17 protein-coding genes are annotated in these 16,990 nt (G+C 42.7%); all 17 read right to left on the bottom strand.

Annotation, left to right across the window (positions count from 1 at the left end; all coding sequences use genetic code 11):
* Positions 1–45: 45 nt before the first annotated feature.
* The 17 genes from DFO73_RS05270 to DFO73_RS05190 all read right to left on the bottom strand — a co-directional run bounded on the left by DFO73_RS05270 (position 46) and on the right by DFO73_RS05190 (position 16,652).
* A complete protein-coding gene (locus tag DFO73_RS05270) occupies positions 46–903 on the bottom strand; it encodes a F0F1 ATP synthase subunit gamma (RefSeq protein WP_110063733.1) in 858 nt (285 codons plus the stop codon).
* 85 nt (positions 904–988) lie between these two features.
* Positions 989–2,497, bottom strand: a complete 1,509-nt coding sequence (gene atpA, locus DFO73_RS05265) for a F0F1 ATP synthase subunit alpha (RefSeq protein WP_110063732.1) — start codon at positions 2,495–2,497, stop codon at positions 989–991.
* Between the two features lie 24 nt (positions 2,498–2,521).
* Positions 2,522–3,058, bottom strand: coding sequence for a F0F1 ATP synthase subunit delta (locus DFO73_RS05260; protein ID WP_110063731.1), 537 nt, complete (start codon positions 3,056–3,058; stop codon positions 2,522–2,524).
* Complete coding sequence (locus DFO73_RS05255) at positions 3,055–3,573, bottom strand: F0F1 ATP synthase subunit B (protein WP_110063730.1); 519 nt, start codon at positions 3,571–3,573, stop codon at positions 3,055–3,057. The genes DFO73_RS05260 and DFO73_RS05255 overlap by 4 nt, the downstream gene beginning before the upstream one ends.
* A gap of 327 nt (positions 3,574–3,900) precedes the next feature.
* Positions 3,901–4,113 carry a F0F1 ATP synthase subunit C gene (atpE, locus tag DFO73_RS05250; protein WP_009332220.1) on the bottom strand — a complete coding sequence of 71 codons (213 nt, stop codon included), beginning with the start codon at positions 4,111–4,113 and terminating at the stop codon, positions 3,901–3,903.
* Positions 4,114–4,188: 75 nt separating this feature from the next.
* Complete coding sequence (gene atpB / locus DFO73_RS05245) at positions 4,189–4,902, bottom strand: F0F1 ATP synthase subunit A (RefSeq protein ID WP_110063729.1); 714 nt, start codon at positions 4,900–4,902, stop codon at positions 4,189–4,191.
* A 21-nt stretch (positions 4,903–4,923) separates the two neighbouring features.
* Positions 4,924–5,298 (bottom strand): ATP synthase subunit I, encoded by a 375-nt coding sequence (locus tag DFO73_RS05240; protein WP_110063728.1) that lies wholly within the window; start codon positions 5,296–5,298, stop codon positions 4,924–4,926.
* 5 nt (positions 5,299–5,303) lie between these two features.
* Positions 5,304–5,525 carry an AtpZ/AtpI family protein gene (locus DFO73_RS05235; RefSeq protein ID WP_110063727.1) on the bottom strand — a complete coding sequence of 74 codons (222 nt, stop codon included), beginning with the start codon at positions 5,523–5,525 and terminating at the stop codon, positions 5,304–5,306.
* Between the two features lie 553 nt (positions 5,526–6,078).
* Positions 6,079–8,346 (bottom strand): S8 family serine peptidase, encoded by a 2,268-nt coding sequence (locus tag DFO73_RS05230; protein WP_110063726.1) that lies wholly within the window; start codon positions 8,344–8,346, stop codon positions 6,079–6,081.
* Between the two features lie 99 nt (positions 8,347–8,445).
* Positions 8,446–9,735 (bottom strand): serine hydrolase, encoded by a 1,290-nt coding sequence (locus DFO73_RS05225; RefSeq protein ID WP_181395928.1) that lies wholly within the window; start codon positions 9,733–9,735, stop codon positions 8,446–8,448.
* Between the two features lie 196 nt (positions 9,736–9,931).
* On the bottom strand, positions 9,932–10,171 hold the full coding sequence (locus DFO73_RS05220) for a hypothetical protein (RefSeq protein WP_110064008.1): 240 nt from the start codon (positions 10,169–10,171) through the stop codon (positions 9,932–9,934).
* Positions 10,172–10,259: 88 nt separating this feature from the next.
* Entirely contained in the window at positions 10,260–10,856 is a 597-nt protein-coding gene (locus DFO73_RS05215; protein ID WP_110063725.1) for a hypothetical protein, read from the bottom strand.
* Positions 10,857–11,657: 801 nt separating this feature from the next.
* Positions 11,658–12,809, bottom strand: a complete 1,152-nt coding sequence (gene wecB / locus DFO73_RS05210; RefSeq protein ID WP_110063724.1) for a non-hydrolyzing UDP-N-acetylglucosamine 2-epimerase — start codon at positions 12,807–12,809, stop codon at positions 11,658–11,660.
* A 62-nt stretch (positions 12,810–12,871) separates the two neighbouring features.
* On the bottom strand, positions 12,872–13,501 hold the full coding sequence (upp, locus tag DFO73_RS05205; RefSeq protein ID WP_110063723.1) for a uracil phosphoribosyltransferase: 630 nt from the start codon (positions 13,499–13,501) through the stop codon (positions 12,872–12,874).
* A gap of 183 nt (positions 13,502–13,684) precedes the next feature.
* The gene (gene glyA / locus DFO73_RS05200; RefSeq protein ID WP_110063722.1) at positions 13,685–14,926 is read right to left on the bottom strand and encodes a serine hydroxymethyltransferase; all 1,242 of its coding nucleotides are present in this window, start codon (positions 14,924–14,926) and stop codon (positions 13,685–13,687) included.
* 204 nt (positions 14,927–15,130) lie between these two features.
* Positions 15,131–16,126, bottom strand: coding sequence for an anti-sigma factor (locus DFO73_RS05195; protein ID WP_110063721.1), 996 nt, complete (start codon positions 16,124–16,126; stop codon positions 15,131–15,133).
* On the bottom strand, positions 16,119–16,652 hold the full coding sequence (locus DFO73_RS05190) for a sigma-70 family RNA polymerase sigma factor (RefSeq protein WP_110063720.1): 534 nt from the start codon (positions 16,650–16,652) through the stop codon (positions 16,119–16,121). Before DFO73_RS05190 ends, DFO73_RS05195 begins: the two co-directional genes overlap by 8 nt.
* Positions 16,653–16,990: the final 338 nt, after the last annotated feature.

Here is a 16,990-nt window from a genome sequence, read left to right as displayed (position 1 = left end):
CATAATGGAGAACAGGCAGAAATCACCTGCCCTCTCCGCTTTTCATTATTCTAACGCGGCTGCTCCGCCGACGATTTCGGTAATTTCTTGCGTAATGGCTGCCTGACGTGCACGGTTATAGCTCAAGCTTAGTGTGTTGATAAGCTCTTTTGCGTTATCCGTTGCGTTCTGCATAGCCGTCATCCTTGCAGCATGCTCACTTGCCTTACTGTCTAAAAGCGCTCCGTAGATTAAGCTTTCAGCATATTGAGGCAGCAATACTTTCAGGATTTCTTCAGCAGATGGTTCAAACTCATACGATGTAAGCTTTTTAGAAGATGAGATATCCGTAAGCGGAAGAAGCTTCTTCTCTGTTACATCCTGTTGAATCGCGCTGACATAATGGCTGTAATACATATATAATTCATCAAATGTTTCATCAGCGAACATGCCAACTGTTTTGCTGGCAATATCTTTGATTTCAGCGAATGCAGGCTGGTCGGCAACTGCAACGATATCCAGAATGACGTTCATATTACGCTTTCTGAAAAAGTCGCGGCCAACACGTCCGATTGCAATGATTGCGTACTCATCAGATGATTTATGGCGCTTTTGAATCGTCTGGTAAACATTTCGCAAAACGTTACTGTTGTAAGCTCCGGCAAGTCCGCGGTCAGACGTGATAACAAGGTATCCAGTCTTTTTCACAGGGCGGCTAGTCAGCATTGGATGCGATACATCCTTGCTTCCCAACGCGATGGAGGCAGTAACTTCTTGGATTTTTTCCATGTAAGGCACGAATGATTTTGCATTCATTTCTGCCTTATTCATTTTCGCTGCCGATACCATTTGCATCGCTTTCGTTATTTGACTCGTTTTCTTAGTAGAAGTAATACGATTTTTTATATCGCGTAATGATGCCACAGGTTCTCACCACCCTTATACAAGTTTGTCAGAACCGAACTGAGGTGCCTGGATGGGGACCACTTCCCCATCTAAGCAAGCTCCATTATTCGGATACTGCGAAAGTTTTCTTAAAGTCGTTAATCGCAGATGCCATATCGTCATCAGAAGGAAGTTCTTTTGTTTTCACGATATGGTCTAACAAATCTTTGCGGTTATGGTCTAACCATGAAAGGAATTCAGATTCGAAACGACGAATATCCTGTACAGGAATGTCATCTAAGAAGCCGCGAGTAAGAGCATAAAGAATTGCAACCTGCTTCTCAACTTTTAACGGCTTGTTAAGATCCTGCTTTAGAACCTCTACTGTACGGGCACCACGGTTAAGTTTTGCCTGTGTTGCTTTATCAAGGTCAGAACCGAACTGGGCAAATGATTCTAATTCACGGTAAGAAGCAAGGTCAAGACGCAAAGTACCTGCAACCTTTTTCATCGCTTTGATCTGTGCGGATCCACCTACACGTGATACAGAAAGACCAGCGTTGATCGCCGGACGAACACCGGAGAAGAATAGGTCTGACTGCAAGAAAATTTGTCCGTCAGTGATTGAAATAACGTTTGTAGGAATATAAGCAGAAACGTCGCCTGCTTGTGTTTCAATAAATGGAAGCGCAGTGATGGAACCTGCACCTTTCGCATCGCTTAACTTCGCAGCACGCTCAAGAAGGCGGCTGTGCAAGTAGAATACGTCCCCTGGATATGCTTCACGGCCTGGAGGACGGCGCAATAGTAATGAAAGCTCACGATAAGCAGAAGCTTGCTTTGTTAAGTCATCATACACAACAAGTACGTGCTTGCCGTTGTACATGAACTCTTCACCCATTGTTACACCCGCATATGGTGCAAGATATAATAATGGAGCAGGCTGTGAGGCAGATGCTGTTACAACGATTGTATAATCCAAAGCACCTTGCTTACGTAAAGTTTCTACTGCGTTACGAACTGTAGATTCTTTTTGTCCGATTGCAACATAGATACATACCATGTCCTGATCTTTCTGGTTCAGGATTGTATCGATTGCAACAGATGTTTTACCTGTTTGACGGTCCCCGATGATTAACTCACGCTGTCCGCGTCCGATTGGCACAAGAGCGTCGATCGCTTTGATACCTGTTTGAAGCGGCTCGTGTACGGATTTACGATCCATTACACCTGGTGCCGGGCTTTCAATTGGACGAGTCTTTGTTGTGTTAATTGGTCCCATGCCATCTACTGGCTGTCCAAGAGGGTTTACCACGCGGCCGATTAGCTCTTCACCAACCGGTACCTCCATGATGCGGCCCGTGCGGCGTACTTCATCGCCTTCGCGGATTTCTGTAAATGGTCCTAAGATGATAATACCGACGTTATTTTCTTCAAGGTTTTGCGCCATACCCATAACGCCGTTTGAAAATTCAACAAGTTCTCCAGCCATGACATTGTCGAGGCCATGAGCACGAGCGATACCGTCACCAACAGAGATAACCGTACCTACATCACTCACTTGAATTTCCGACTGATAGTTTTCGATTTGCTTTTTTATCAGCGCACTGATTTCTTCAGCATTGATGCTCATGAGTTTCACCCCTATCTACGAATCTTAGCCTAACAATTGACGTTCAAGACGCTCTAGCTTTCCTCGCAAGCTGCCGTCGAAAATCCGGTTTCCGATTCGAAGCTTGATGCCGCCGAGCAAGTTAGTATCAACTATATTGTCAATACGAAGTGATTTTTTCCCAACCTTAGCCGCAAATGATACGGATAATGCTTCCTTTTCCGCTTCAGATAAAGGGCGAACCGAGTAGACTTTCGCATCGGCGATCCCTTTCTTGTCATTTGCAAGGCTTATAAAATGATCAGCCACATCAGAGATATGATCTTCACGGTGGCGTTCAATTAATATCATTAACGTATTTAGTACATAAGTGTTCACAGATGCAAATGCACCTTGTAAAATCTCTTTCTTCTTCTCAATTGGAAGCTTTGGAGACTTTAATACTGCTTTTAAATCGGAATTATGGTTTACTACTTCTTTCACTGCACGAAGCTCTTCTTCCATTTGGTCAAGAAGCTGGTGTTCATTCGCAAGCTGGAAAAGAGCCAACGCGTAGCGCTTTGCTACCGTGGAGTTGCTCATCGCTTTTCTCCCGCCTCTTGAATGTATTCATTGATCAGCTTTTCTTGATCAGCTGCGCTTAATTCCTTCTCAATTACTTTGGAAGCAATAAGGACAGACAATGAAGCGACCTGCTCGCGAATAGCGGCAACCGCTTGTTCTTTCTGCTGCTCAATTTCAAGCTTAGCAGATTCCTTAATGCGATCAGACTCAGTGCGGGCAGCCGCAATGATCTCTTCACGCTGCACATCGCCTTGTTTCTTTGCATTTTCGATAAGGCCCTGTGCTTCAGTACGTGCTTCTTTTAAAAGATTTCTTTGCTCTTCCAAAAGCTTTTTTGCTTCTGTACGGCTTTGTTCAGCCGCTTCGATTTCGCTTGCAATGTGCTCTTCACGCTGCTGCATAATGCCCATTAATGGACCCCACGCAAATTTTTTCAGCAATGCCAACAAAATGATGAACATAACCAGCTGGTACAAAATGTCCCCGCCGTTGAAACCGCCTGCAGCGCCTAATACTAGACTATTTGTTAACACCCTCGATTCACTCCCTTCAAGAGTCGTTCACTATAAGAAATGCGGAAGCGCCTTCGAAACAAGCAAAAACCGCTTGTTCCTGCGAAGCATGTTCAAGGAAGCTTTCCTTGATGCTCACCCCCGACAAGCACAAGACGAGCCTCACGGAAAGGTGCTTTTTACCTTTCTGGGAGGATTGGCTTGTGACCTCGAGGGGGTAGGCGCTGTAGCTAGACAATTCTCTAATTTGAATCATTTATATATCGAAATTGCTTTTATTTAACATAAAGGAATGGCGAAGGTTCACAGAATGATCTTCGCCATTTTGAACGATTTGTACAGTATTAATTAACCGCCGATAACCATGAACGCGATAACAACGCCGATGATCGGAACAGCCTCTACTAACGCAACCCCGATGAACATTGTTGTTTGAAGCATACCGCGAGCTTCTGGCTGGCGAGCCATACCTTCTACTGTTTTAGATACGATAAGACCGTTACCGATACCGGCACCTAGTGCTGCTAAACCGATTGCAATTGCTGCTGCTAAAAGACCCATTATTGAGTTCCTCCTTAAATTGTATAAAAAATTATTTGTTTAAAATGTTTTGTCCATAGAATGAACAGGTATATATTAATGGTCATGGCTCACTTTGTGTGCCATATAAACCATTGTTAACATACAGAAAATGAATGCCTGGATAGAACCGACAAAGATTGAGAATCCTTGCCATACAATTGTTGGCAGAATGGCTGCAAGCATACCGCCTACTCCTGCATGTGCAAGCCCTCCGACAAGCAATGTCAGCAGGATTTCACCTGCGTAGATATTACCGTAAAGACGAAGTCCCAGTGTTAGAGTGTTTGCAAACTCTTCAATAATTTTCAATGGGAACAAGAAAGGCATTGGCCTGAAGAATTCCCGGCCGTATTCTCCTACTCCTTTTAGCTTGACGCCATAGTAATGCGAAAGCCCCACAACCATAGCCGCTAAAGTTAAGGTGATAACCGGATCGGCTGTCGGCGATTTCCACCATAAAGTGTGATCATAAGTGATCGCAAACGGAAGTCCAAGCATGTTTGATACGAAGATATACATGATCAGGGTTAATCCAAGAATATGGAATCTTCCGCCTGTCTTCCAGTCCATCGTGCTGTTAATGATATTCTTAACAAAGTCCATGATCCATTCGAAAAAGTTTTGCATTCCCGCTGGTTTCATGGCAAGTCGACGGGTGGAAAGCAAAGCAATAATGAAAACAACAGCACTTGCTACTGTGATCATCAGTACATTAGATAAGTTAAAATTCAATCCTAAAAATTCTACTATAGGAGCTTCATGATGCAATAGTGTTCACCTCTCTTCCCGCTATTTACGTAAATGAAAAGATTGAAGAAAATAATCTATCATAATGACAATATAGGATGTCATTAATCCAAATACCACACTGATCAGATGCAGCCTTTCAGGATATTCCAGAGCGATCATGACAGCAAGAACTGCCGTAGCCATTCTGGATACCGTCCCTAGGGAGCGCACCTTCTCACCTCTCTCAACTGCTTCTCCAAATTGCAGCGTCTTTCTTGCCATCAGCCACAAATTGAACAGACTTAGGCTTGTACCAAGTATCAAGCCAAGAAAAATAGATTGATAAGGCGTAAATCCCCAGCCGAGAACGTATACAGCCAACAACAGGAATATGTATTTTCGCTGTCTTTGAAAAATTGCTTTGATTTCCGGCATGTTGTTTATTCTCCTGTGAAGAAATGTTGGATTAAGCGAAGCATGGCGTAAATCCCAGCCCCCAGTCCAATGAACAAGCCGATTAATAGGAATAACGGCTCGGTTCCTGCCTTGCTGTCTAGCCATCTTCCGGCGAAAATACCAATAAGCATGGAACCAACTAATTGAGAAAGAATGGCGGACATTAAGGCCATCGCCTTAAATGGGTTGCGGTCTTTTTGACGCATAAAAACGCATCCTCCCTTAAGAGAATGGTAAGTGGGTTTTGAGGCCATAATTAATCACATTTACATCATGCAGAAGTGGGAAATATGTCTGCACAAATATTTTGAAAACCCTATCATCTTTTACCCTTTGTAAGCATACAATAGGGCTTTGTCAATGTCAATGCGTTTGGAGTGAAAAAGTTCACAAACAAAAAGGTAAAAATATGGTATGTTCACAGATTTATCACAATTAAATTTTTCCATACTATTGAAAAAGGAGCGACTTTCTGCTCCGCCCCTGAAAACGCTTTAATTTTACAGTTTTTTAATGATTGAATCTTAAACTTACCTGTTGATTTCCGCTCCAGGCCCTCAGTTAACCGAGTGCGGTCCGGGAGACTCCTCGGCGTTCTACGCCAGCGGAGTCTCCCTTTTATACGCATTCCCGCAGGACATTGAATTAAAATCCTTGAATTAACACCGCACCGAAGAAAATGCGAATGCATTTTCGAGGATCACGCGCCTTCTGCTCCAATCAACAGGGTGCTGAAATCACAATTTGCTTCATCACAGCCTAATCGTTCACTAAGCCCTTTCTATTTTCTGAATGATCCGGTTCTCCGATCTGACCGTCCGGTCTGATAAAGAGATAAGTCTCAATCCAATCTTCTTTCCCGGCTTTTTTTGCAAAAACCTTAGCAAGATACAACCCTGGCCCTGGAATTTTGTCCGCAGGAATCTCCTGAAGAAGCTGGCCTTTACCTACATTCCTTTTCCAGTCCAGGTAACCCATGAAGCGAAGGCTTTCCGAATCAAACATCGCGATTCCGAATTCCTCTGCCCCTCCCGGCAAATAAACTTCATATCTATATGTGTTCTCTTTGTCGCCTTTACCAAGTCCGAAACCCATCACCCTTGGGTAATTTGGCTCCTCGAGCACATAGAGATATGGAATTCTTATCTCTTCCGTTCCAGCAGCCAGCAAAAGGTTCCCATCATAAATTTTTTTCTTCAATAATGTAGGATCTACCGACATCTTCATTTCAAGCTTCTTTTTCTCTCCTGGCTTTAATTGAAAAGACTTTGGCATTTCCCAGTTGATCCCCTGTTCTTTATAAGGGATGGAAAAAGAATAAGACTTGTTTTTATTACTAATGTTTTCAACCGTTACATAACTCTTGTGCTCATGCAGCCGGTCTGCAATCTGGAATTTCCCGAACTGCAGGGAAGCTGGAAGGACGACCGTTTCCGTTCGCAATGCCTTCTCCAGTTGAATCCTGCCTGCTCCTTGCTCGAATGTTCTATACAGTTTCCCTTCATTGTTTACAAGCGGCTTTGCCGTATTCATCAGCGCGGCCTTAATTTTTTCCGGCTCCCAATCGGGATGGGCCTGTTTAAGGATGGCGCACGCGCCCGCGACATGGGGAGCAGCCATGCTGGTTCCCTGTAATGGAAGATATCCTCCCGGAATGGTACTATTGATTGCTACACCAGGCGCTACTACATCCGGTTTGATTTCCCATGTGGAGGTTACAGGTCCGCGTGAGCTAAAGTCAGCCAAAATATCCTTTTCTTCTATTATATACGTACGGCCGAGGAGCTCTCTTTTTTCTGTAAGCTTTCTGAGCACTCCCCCTTCTTCCTTGGATAAAGCAGCAACCGGGATCGGAACTCCATTATCCAAATTGCCAAAGAACCTTCCCTTTGTGTTATTAAATATGATAACCCCCACTGCACCAGCTTCCAATGCATTGACTGCTTTATCAGTAAAAGTCAGTTCGCCTCTTTCCACTAAAACAATTTTCCCATCAGCATTCTTTAATTCTTCCTTGCGCCCAATTCCCCCATAAATAATCTCATAGGAACGATCGAACTCCCAATCTTTTGAGCCTTGAAGAAGATCCAGCCTGATCTTTCGCCCGCCAACGTTTAGGAACGGAACCTTCATGGTCGGAGTGGAAGCACCGACAGAAATTGCTTTCGATGCTGTCCCTGGTGATCCGACTGTCCATATATTCGGACCGGAGTTGCCCGAGGAGGTGACTGCCGTAATCCCTTTTTCAACTGCTTTATTAAGAGCGAGGCTGATTGGAAGGTCGGGCCCGTTTACATTATTTCCTAAGGAAAGATTTAATACATCCACCTTGTCCTTTATGGCCTGGTCAATGGCCGCAATTACCTGTTCCGTTGTCCCGCTGCCGCCTGGCCCAAGTGCACGGTAAGCGATAATCGTCGCCTCTGGCGCAACTCCCTGAACTTTTCCATTTGCAGCTATGATGCCTGCTACATGGGTACCGTGCAGTGTGCCTTGCCCTCCGGATGCTTTTGTTTCCATTGGATCTTTATCATTATCAACCAGATCATGGCCGCCGCCGTAGCTTCTTCTTAAATCAGGGTGATTATAATCAATGCCCGTATCAATGACGCCAACCTTTACCCCCTTGCCGGTCAGGCGCTGGTTGTTTTGATCATAAAACCCTCTCACGGTTATGCCGCCAATCAGCTTGATGTTATCTCCAGAATGGACATAATAGGTATTTACCGGGGAAACAGCGGATACATCCTCTTTATTAAACAGTTTATCCAAAGCAGATTGCTTCCCTTTAACAGAAAATCCATTTAGTGCATGTTTATATACATGCCTGATTTGCAGATCCGGATTTCGCTTAATTAGTCTTTTTATTTCCAGGTCATCCTTATCTTCTTCAAGGACAACAATAGCCACCTTTTCGATATCAGGTGATTCTTTCGGAAGAGGAGGGTGTGAAAGAGTGCGGCCGGAAACAGGAGTTTGGCCTAACATTATTAGAATGATTGTAACAATCACAAAGATTTTTTTCATAAAAAAGTCCACCCTCTTTTTGTTTTAGGGTGGGCTGATTATGCAGCTAGTATGCGTATTCATTGTAAAAGCTCTTGATATGTTATATAGGATTGGTATTTAGTTTAATGATTCATAAACAATATTTGCTACCTTCTTTGAAAGTGCCCCTGTGCTACGGTATGAACCACTTGTTAACGGACCATTATTCTGTTTATTGGTAAGGAGTATGATCTGCAGATTTTCTTCTGGATCAAAAATAACCTGAGTACCTGTAAAACCAGTGTGTCCAAAAGTTTCTGCGGAATACAGATCCCCCATGTACCAACTTTTATTCAATTCCCATCCATACCCCTGGCCGAATCTTTTAGGAGATGTAAATGCATCAAGAACTTCTTCATCATATAATTTTGTTTTTCCATAAAATCCACCATTCAGCATGGTCTGTCCTAGTGTTGCAAGGTCTCTTGCAGTTGAGAATAAACCAGCATGCCCTGCAACACCTTCGTTAGCATAGAAACTGTTCCCATCATTAACTTCCCCAACCAAGGTGTAATCTCTCCAGTTTTTAAACATATCTGCACTTTCTTCAACATAATATCCGAAATTAGGGTCATCTATCATTTTATACTCATATGGGTTTCCCCAGGAAGTAGCAGCAATACGCTGATTTAGATAGTCAGCGGGATTAAACATCGTATCATGCATATTTAGGGGGCTGTATATATTTTCTTCTAAAAATTCATCCAATTTTTGTCCGCTAACTTCTTCGATTAAAAATCCTAACATCATAAAACTGAAATCACTATATCGCCTGTCAGTACCCGTCGGATATTCGAGCGGCAGTTGATTAATATAATCTAGGACTTCTTCCGAATTATCTGCATAAAGATAAGTGGGTTTCCAAGGTGTTAATCCAGATGTATGTGTCAATAAATCAGCAACTGTTATGTTTTCTTTCCCATTTAACGCGAATTGAGGAATGTAGTCGGAAACTTTGTCATTTATTAATAGCTTTCCATCGCTAATCAGTTTCATAATCCCTTGAGTAGTCCCCATCACTTTTGTAACTGACGCAAGATCGAAAATGGTCTTTTTTTTCATTTTTCGAGGATTTTTTAAAAGTTCCCCCATGTCATATTTTTGAGCAAACCCATAGGCTTCTTCTTTAACTATTTTCCCATCCTTAGATACAAGCACTACTGCTCCTGGAGTAACGCCACTTTCAATAGCCTCTATCACAGCTGCATCAATTTCTTGTAACTTTGCAGGGTCTATTCCCACTTCATTTGGTTCGCCATTGCTTAATTTTGCGTCTGTTCGCTCGTTTGCACTTGCTACATTCATAGGAATTATTGAAGACCCAATCGTTAAAACAAACATTAATAAAAACAGTTTTAACTTTTTCATTCTCTCATCCCCCTATTAATTTGTTGTGACATTTCCAGAAATTTAATTAACAAAATACAATATTCTGTATAATTAATTTTATCATCAAATGGTCACTTTTCAATAAAGTTGTTATAATTTTCTAAAAACAGTTCTTTATATGCATAAATTTGTATAGAAAAAGCCGCCATTGTATATGACGGCTTACTGCTATGTATTAAAACAATTGATTCGGTTCGAGCCTTCCTTTTTGAATTAAACGATTACGCCTTTTATCTCTCCACATATCGATTACAGTCGCAAAAATTAATAATAATGTGAGGATGACACCCTTGCCTTCTGCCAGCTTAAATACCAAGGCAATAAGACCTTCTGACATAAGGGTTCCCATTAATGATCCAAGCAACAAGATGATCCAGAGAATCAAAACTGCCTCTAATACTGCCAAAGCTCTCATTTTTTCAACCTCCCGGGTATTTAAAATCATTATGCCAATACCCTGTTGCTATCCGTTTAAACGTTAAATTCCCAAAACAGGCCTGCCTTTACTTACCAAATAGCTTTTGCCAAATGCTTTTGCTCTTTTCAGCCTCCATTGCACTCGCTACTTCTTCCACTGACTTCTGCGTTGCCATAAGCTTTTCATAAAGAGAAGTGACCTTTTCACTTTCTTGCTCATTCCCTTGTTCATGAGCCATTCTTAGATCGTCGATCGTCTGTTTGAGCTCTTGAACTTCATAGATCAGTTGTTTGTTTTGCTCTCTGATTTTATTTTGCTGAAGCCGGGACTGTTCATTTTGCTGGACCAGAAAACTGACAAGCTTTTTCATATCGGTAAGCTCATGATTAACATTCATAAGCGATGTGCTGCTGCTTTCCTCCTCATCCTCCACTGTAATGGTGACAGGGAACCCAGCTTCTTCAAGCTTGGTGGTTACTTCTTCTTTCTTTAATCCATCTGAATATAATTTCCTGATTAATTTCAGCTTCTCAATTTCTGACGCCTGTATTTTATATCGATTATGTTCTTTTTTAAAATTTATGTATTCTGCATGCTCCTGCAAATATCGTTTTAAACTATTTTCAGGGATCTCCGGAAGTGCTTCTTTGAGCTCCTTCATTGTCAAATATTGATTTGCCAACGTCCTCAGCACCTTTCTTGGTTTATTGCGGATCAACCGGCAATTGATGGGCAGTGTTCATTATCAACCACCTAACCGCCAACAAAACCACCACGCTTGATTTCATAGCCACTTCATTACCCATTGTAATGGATGCAATTAAAAATACTCCCCATGACCCCGACAGGCCTTAGCAGTTCACCCGTCCTAAAACACTGCTATATCAACATTTTTGTTTGGAAACCATTATCAACCATCCAACCACCAACATAATAACCACATATATTTATCCTTGTAAAATTGCTTCCTATCTCTATATATTCTATCATAGCTTTATCAGCTCCTGCAGAAAAGAGACTTTTAACTTAAAAAACTATTAATTACCAATCATTAACGCTTTCAACAGTCTAACAACTTTCAACCACCTAACTACCAACATTTCAACCACTTCATTTTGCGGAGGTTTTCCGCCTCCTCCCCTTCCCTTTTAACATGCATCGACCATTTTTTTGATGCTCTTGTTAAACATGCCTGATGATTTCCGCTCCAGACACTCGCTTTCTTCCGCTGGCGGTCCGGGAGCATCCTCGGCGCATGATGCCCTGGGGGGTCTCCCCTTTGACTCGCTCTTCTCGCAGGACTTAGAATAAGCATCCTCGAATAAACATCGCACGAAGAAATGCAAATGTATTTTCGAGTCCACGCCTGCCACTCCAATCAACAGGGGACCAAATCAACAATTAGCTTTAACATAACCTTTCGAAAAAAAATGCACCTATCAAAAGCTGCTATAGGGCAGTCATTTTAATAGGTGCACTTTTATTAGTTTTGCGGTTTGTATTCTTCCGGCCGATCACTTGCCTGCTTGAAATGATAGCGGATGGCATCGCAAATTCGTTTTGAAGCATTGCCGTCTCCATATGGATTTACAGCTTTAGCCATTTTTTCATACGCAGCCTGGTCAGTTAAAAGCTCTGTTGCCAGTTCATAAATTGGCTGTTCTTCGATACCGGCAAGCTTTAGGGTACCCGCTTCAATCCCTTCAGGCCTTTCCGTTGTGTCACGTAGTACAAGTACAGGCACGCCAAGCGATGGCGCTTCCTCCTGAACTCCGCCTGAGTCTGTTAAAATCAAATGGGCTCTAGAAGCAAAGTTGTGGAAATCAATAACGTCAAGCGGTTCAATTAAATGAATTCGGTTGTCGTCACCAAGAATTTCAGAAGCAATTTCCCTTACAGCCGGGTTGAGGTGTACAGGGTAAACCACTTGAATGTCATTCTGTTCTTCCACAAGCCTCTTAATTGCCTTGAACATGTTTCTCATCGGTTCGCCTAAGTTTTCACGGCGGTGTGCAGTCAGCAGAACAAGGCGGTCATCGCCGACTTTTTCAAGCACTTCATGATGATACTCGTCCTTAACGGTTGTTTTAAGTGCGTCAATCGCTGTATTTCCTGTAATGAAAATGTTCTCGGTCGGTTTGTTTTCATTTAAAAGGTTTTCAGCTGACTTTGCTGTCGGCGAGAAATGAAGATCGGCCATAATACCTGTTAACTGGCGGTTCATTTCCTCAGGAAATGGAGAGTATTTATTCCATGTACGCAATCCTGCTTCAACATGGCCGACTTCTATCTGATTATAGAATGCAGCAAGGCTTGCAATGAAGGTAGTGGTTGTATCGCCATGAACAAGCACAATATCGGGCTTTACTTCCTTCATGATTTTATCAAGGCCTTCCAGGCCGCGCGTTGTCACATCCACGAGTGTCTGGCGGTCTTTCATGATATTCAGGTCATAATCAGGTGTAACCTTGAAAATATTCAAAACCTGATCGAGCATTTCACGATGCTGTGCTGTTACGGTCACAATGGATTCAAAATGATCAGGATATTTTTGCAGTTCCAGAACAAGTGGAGCCATTTTAATGGCTTCAGGCCTTGTCCCAAAAATCGTCATTACTTTAATCGGGCGATTCATTTGAAGCACCTTCCTTTTTTTAAAAGATATAAGATCTTTTGTCTGCCGCAGGATGTTTAAACTTATTTTGTACCGAATAAACGGTCGCCTGCATCTCCAAGTCCAGGGACAATATAGCCTTTTTCGTTTAATTTTTCGTCTAATGCCGCAATATAGATGTCAACGTCAGGGTGTGCTTCCTTCACTGCCTCTACCCCTTCAGGAGCTGCAATCAGGCACATGAATTTGATGTTTTTGCCTCCGCGCTTTTTAAGAGAGTGAATGGCTTCAACAGCAGAACCTCCAGTTGCAAGCATGGGATCGACTACGATAAAGTCTCTTTCTTCCACATCGCTCGGAAGCTTTACATAGTATTCAACCGGCTGCAATGTTTCCGGGTCGCGGTATAAGCCAATGTGTCCTACCTTTGCAGCAGGGATCAGCTTTAGGATGCCGTCAACCATGCCGATTCCAGCACGTAAAATCGGGATAATTCCAATTTTCTTGCCTGATAATACATTGGATTTTGTTAAGCTGACAGGTGTTTCAATTTCGATTTCCTCCAAAGGCATATCACGAGTGATTTCGAATGCCATAAGTGTTGCCACTTCGTCGACAAGCTCGCGAAATTCCTTTGTTCCCGTACTTTTTTCACGAATGTATGTAAGCTTATGCTGAATTAATGGATGGTCAAAAACGTAAACCTTTGCCATGAGTATCTCTCCTTTTCAATATGCAGAATGAGTCGAACCACACTTCGTCTAATTTTACAGAAAAACAATTCCATCGGCAACTATGATTCGCTTTTGTAAAGGAAAAGTCATTTTTCTAAGATTCCCTTTATTTGTTTTTCGCATGCAAAAGCCGGTCCCGCAATAGAGACCGGCTGCTTTTCATTATTTTTCAGGATATAAGGTGAAACTGCTTGTTAAAGCTTCAACACGCTGGCTGGCTTCTATAAGCTTCTCTTCATCTTCATGATTTTTTAATGTGAAGGCAATGATGGACGCGATTTCTTCCATCTCCTTTTCGCCAAAGCCGCGGGATGTAACTGCCGCTGTACCGATGCGGACACCGCTTGTTACGAATGGGCTTTCTGGATCGAAAGGAATTGTATTTTTGTTGACTGTAATGCCGACCTCATCAAGCACCTTTTCAGCTACCTTACCCGTTAAGCCAAGGGAACGAAGATCAACTAATAATAAGTGGTTGTCTGTTCCGCCGGAAACAAGGTCAATTCCTTCACTTTGCAATGCTTCAGCCAGCTTTTTGGCATTGGAAATGATATTGCCTGCATATGTTTTGAAATCTTCCTGAAGCGCTTCGCCGAAAGCAACAGCTTTTGCGGCAATTACGTGCATTAATGGACCACCCTGGATACCAGGGAAAATGGATTTATCAATCTTCTTCGCATACTCTTCTTTGCAAAGAATCATGCCGCCGCGCGGTCCGCGCAACGTTTTATGAGTAGTGGTTGTAACAAAGTCCGCAAACGGAACCGGATTCTGGTGAAGCCCAGCTGCCACAAGTCCTGCGATATGAGCCATATCAACCATTAGCATCGCGCCCACTTCATCCGCAATTTCACGGAAACGTTTGAAATCAATTTCACGCGGATAAGCACTTGCACCCGCTACAATTAATTTCGGCTTATGCTGGCGTGCTTTTTCAAGCACATCCTCATAGTTGATGCGATGTGTATCTTCATCCACACCATACTCTACAAAATTATACTGAACGCCGCTGAAGTTAACAGGGCTTCCGTGTGTTAAATGTCCCCCATGGGAAAGATTCATACCAAGAACAGTGTCACCTTGCTCCAATACAGTGAAATAAACAGCCATGTTCGCCTGCGCTCCTGAATGCGGCTGCACGTTCACATGCTCAGCTCCGAAAATTTGCTTCGCGCGATCGCGAGCCAAATCTTCGACCACATCTACATGTTCACAACCGCCATAATAGCGTCGGCCAGGATAGCCTTCAGCATATTTATTCGTTAAAACCGAACCCTGTGCTTCCATTACCGCTTCACTGACAAAGTTTTCAGAAGCGATTAATTCAATCTTTGATCTCTGGCGTCCCAACTCATCTTGAATCGATTTAAAAACCTGCTCGTCCTGCTGTACTAAATGCTTCATAAGAATCCTCCCTTTTCCTCAACACACTTTTTGTTGGTAAGAAGTATAACCTTCCAGAACTGGACAACTGTCCAGTCCCAGCGCCTATAAGACGCATACACATTTCTATGTATCGTTCTTTTGTGAAAATTCTTTTTTATTTTAGCATGTTTTTAAAAAAAGTGACAGGTACCTAAACCAGTTCGTTTACCTGTCACCATCCTATTATTCCCAGTTCCAGTAATCCAATTCGCCAAGGCGGGCTCCGCGGATTTGTTCTTCTTGTTTCAGCTTTAATAGTTCTTTAACTGGGCCAGTTACGACAGCGCCATATACGCTGAAGCCATTTTCTTTTAGATAGTTATAGCGTTCTTCGAGGTGATCGAGCCCTAAGAAATTTTCATAATAGCTTTGTGATTCATTTTTTAAAAGGGTTTCCATCTGTTTGAGCATAATCGCTTTGTTTTCATCCATAAATTCCTGTGTCAGGGCCAATTTTGACTCTGACATGTAATTATCGCCTGCTTCTCTGGCACCTGTGAATCCATATATAGAGGTTAATTCTATGGAGTCTCCTCCGCTTCCAAAGCCGGTCTGGAATTCCTTCAGTTCCCCTGTATATAATGGCATCCAAAGAACTTCTAGGTCATACGGCTTTAAAACTTCAAGCAGTTCTTCCGGCTTCATAAATGACTTTGTAGAAAACGCCAACTCTGCTACAGTCCCTTCATGGATTTTGGACAATGAGGACCAAACATTTTGTTTTCCATTATCGGAAAGTTTTCTCCCGCTATTCGGATTTTCAGGCAAGGAAAAACGATAAATGCTTTCATTATTCGGCTCAAACCTCTGAATATTTAAGGTTGAGTAGGTATTGAACAGCCTTTTCTCAAGCTGCACTTCACCAACAGCCTGATAATCACGGCCCACTTTCCGTGTTATCGGGTATGAGATCTTCTGTGTCAAAAACGGGGTCATTTCTTTTTTTGTAAAACCGCCAAAATCATCATGCAGGTTTGGATATTTCCAATCAAGGGCCAACTTGCTGTAGAACGCATGCTTTTTCTCGCTATGAGCAGCATCAGATAAGATATTCACAGCCATCATATAGACCCAGAAAAGCAGCAGGCAAGCAGCCAGAACTCTTAAGACTCTCAATGTTAACGTAAAGCGGTACTTTGTCATGATTTTCTTTTCATGGTCTTTGTTCCAATCAGTCATTTTTCTCCCTCCATTGTTCATCGGCCAGCTGTGCGAGCTTTTTCCGCGCACGATGCAGTGTCACCTTTACCTGATTTTCTGTTAGATCGAGTGCTTCTTCTATCTCACTATAGCTAAAGGACTCAAATTCTCTTAAATACAAAATGGATCGATATTGCTCCGGCAAGCAGCTTAGCAAATCTTCAACATTTTTTCTTGTTTCTCTTTTTATTGCTGAATCCTCCGGCAGCCCATATGGACTCGTCATTTCAGCCATGGGAAATATGTAATCGGCAAAGGGAATCTTTTTTCTTCTTTGCCGCTTTCGCCATTCATCCAAATAAGCATTCCTGGCCACTTTAAATAGCCACGCCCTGACATCCTCCTGCTGATAGAAAGTGAGAGAAACCGTTGCCCTGACGAAAGTCTCCTGCGTTAAATCCTCAGCCGTTTCTTTTGAACCGGACATCTTATATAAATAGTAATAAAGCGGCCTGGCATAATGCCGATACAAATCGTCCAGTCTATCCCGCCGGCTCTCCTTCAACGTTCCCCTCCCCCTCTCTTTCAGAACCACATCAGTAAAACGTGTAGCTCTGTTAAATGTTACACCTTTTTTCAAAAAGGCTGTGTTAAGGCTCTATGTCGATTTTGGCACTTTGTTGATTGGAGCGGAAGGCCCGAAATCCTCGAAAATACTTTCGCATATCCTCCGTGCGGTGTTTATTGGAGGATGCTTATTCAATGTCCCCCGGTAGTACGGATTAAAGGGAGACCTGCAGATATACTGCTTGAGGAGGCACCCGGACCGCCAGCGGTCAGGTGAGCTTCCTGAGCGGAAATCAACAGTCAGGGTTGGCTGAGCCTTCAAAAAAGGTACCAGGT

The sequence above is a fragment of the Cytobacillus oceanisediminis genome (assembly GCF_003182355.1).
Lineage (GTDB): Bacteria > Bacillota > Bacilli > Bacillales > Cytobacillaceae > Cytobacillus > Cytobacillus oceanisediminis_A.
The sequence above is the reverse complement of the archived record's forward strand: the minus strand, read 5'-3'. Positions and strand labels throughout refer to the sequence as shown.

What these genes read in the sequence shown, in the direction of transcription:
- glyA (WP_110063722.1), bottom strand. Translation starts at nt 14,926, where the DNA reads ATGAAGCATTTAGTACAGCAGGACGAGCAGGTTTTTAAATCGATTCAA.
- DFO73_RS05260 (WP_110063731.1), bottom strand. Translation starts at nt 3,058, where the DNA reads ATGAGCAACTCCACGGTAGCAAAGCGCTACGCGTTGGCTCTTTTCCAG.
- atpA (WP_110063732.1), bottom strand. Translation starts at nt 2,497, where the DNA reads ATGAGCATCAATGCTGAAGAAATCAGTGCGCTGATAAAAAAGCAAATC.
- DFO73_RS05225 (WP_181395928.1), bottom strand. Translation starts at nt 9,735, where the DNA reads ATGAAAAAGTTAAAACTGTTTTTATTAATGTTTGTTTTAACGATTGGG.
- DFO73_RS05195 (WP_110063721.1), bottom strand. Translation starts at nt 16,126, where the DNA reads ATGACTGATTGGAACAAAGACCATGAAAAGAAAATCATGACAAAGTAC.
- wecB (WP_110063724.1), bottom strand. Translation starts at nt 12,809, where the DNA reads ATGAATCGCCCGATTAAAGTAATGACGATTTTTGGGACAAGGCCTGAA.
- upp (WP_110063723.1), bottom strand. Translation starts at nt 13,501, where the DNA reads ATGGCAAAGGTTTACGTTTTTGACCATCCATTAATTCAGCATAAGCTT.
- DFO73_RS05235 (WP_110063727.1), bottom strand. Translation starts at nt 5,525, where the DNA reads ATGCGTCAAAAAGACCGCAACCCATTTAAGGCGATGGCCTTAATGTCC.
- DFO73_RS05220 (WP_110064008.1), bottom strand. Translation starts at nt 10,171, where the DNA reads ATGAGAGCTTTGGCAGTATTAGAGGCAGTTTTGATTCTCTGGATCATC.
- DFO73_RS05240 (WP_110063728.1), bottom strand. Translation starts at nt 5,298, where the DNA reads ATGCCGGAAATCAAAGCAATTTTTCAAAGACAGCGAAAATACATATTC.
- atpE (WP_009332220.1), bottom strand. Translation starts at nt 4,113, where the DNA reads ATGGGTCTTTTAGCAGCAGCAATTGCAATCGGTTTAGCAGCACTAGGT.
- DFO73_RS05230 (WP_110063726.1), bottom strand. Translation starts at nt 8,346, where the DNA reads ATGAAAAAAATCTTTGTGATTGTTACAATCATTCTAATAATGTTAGGC.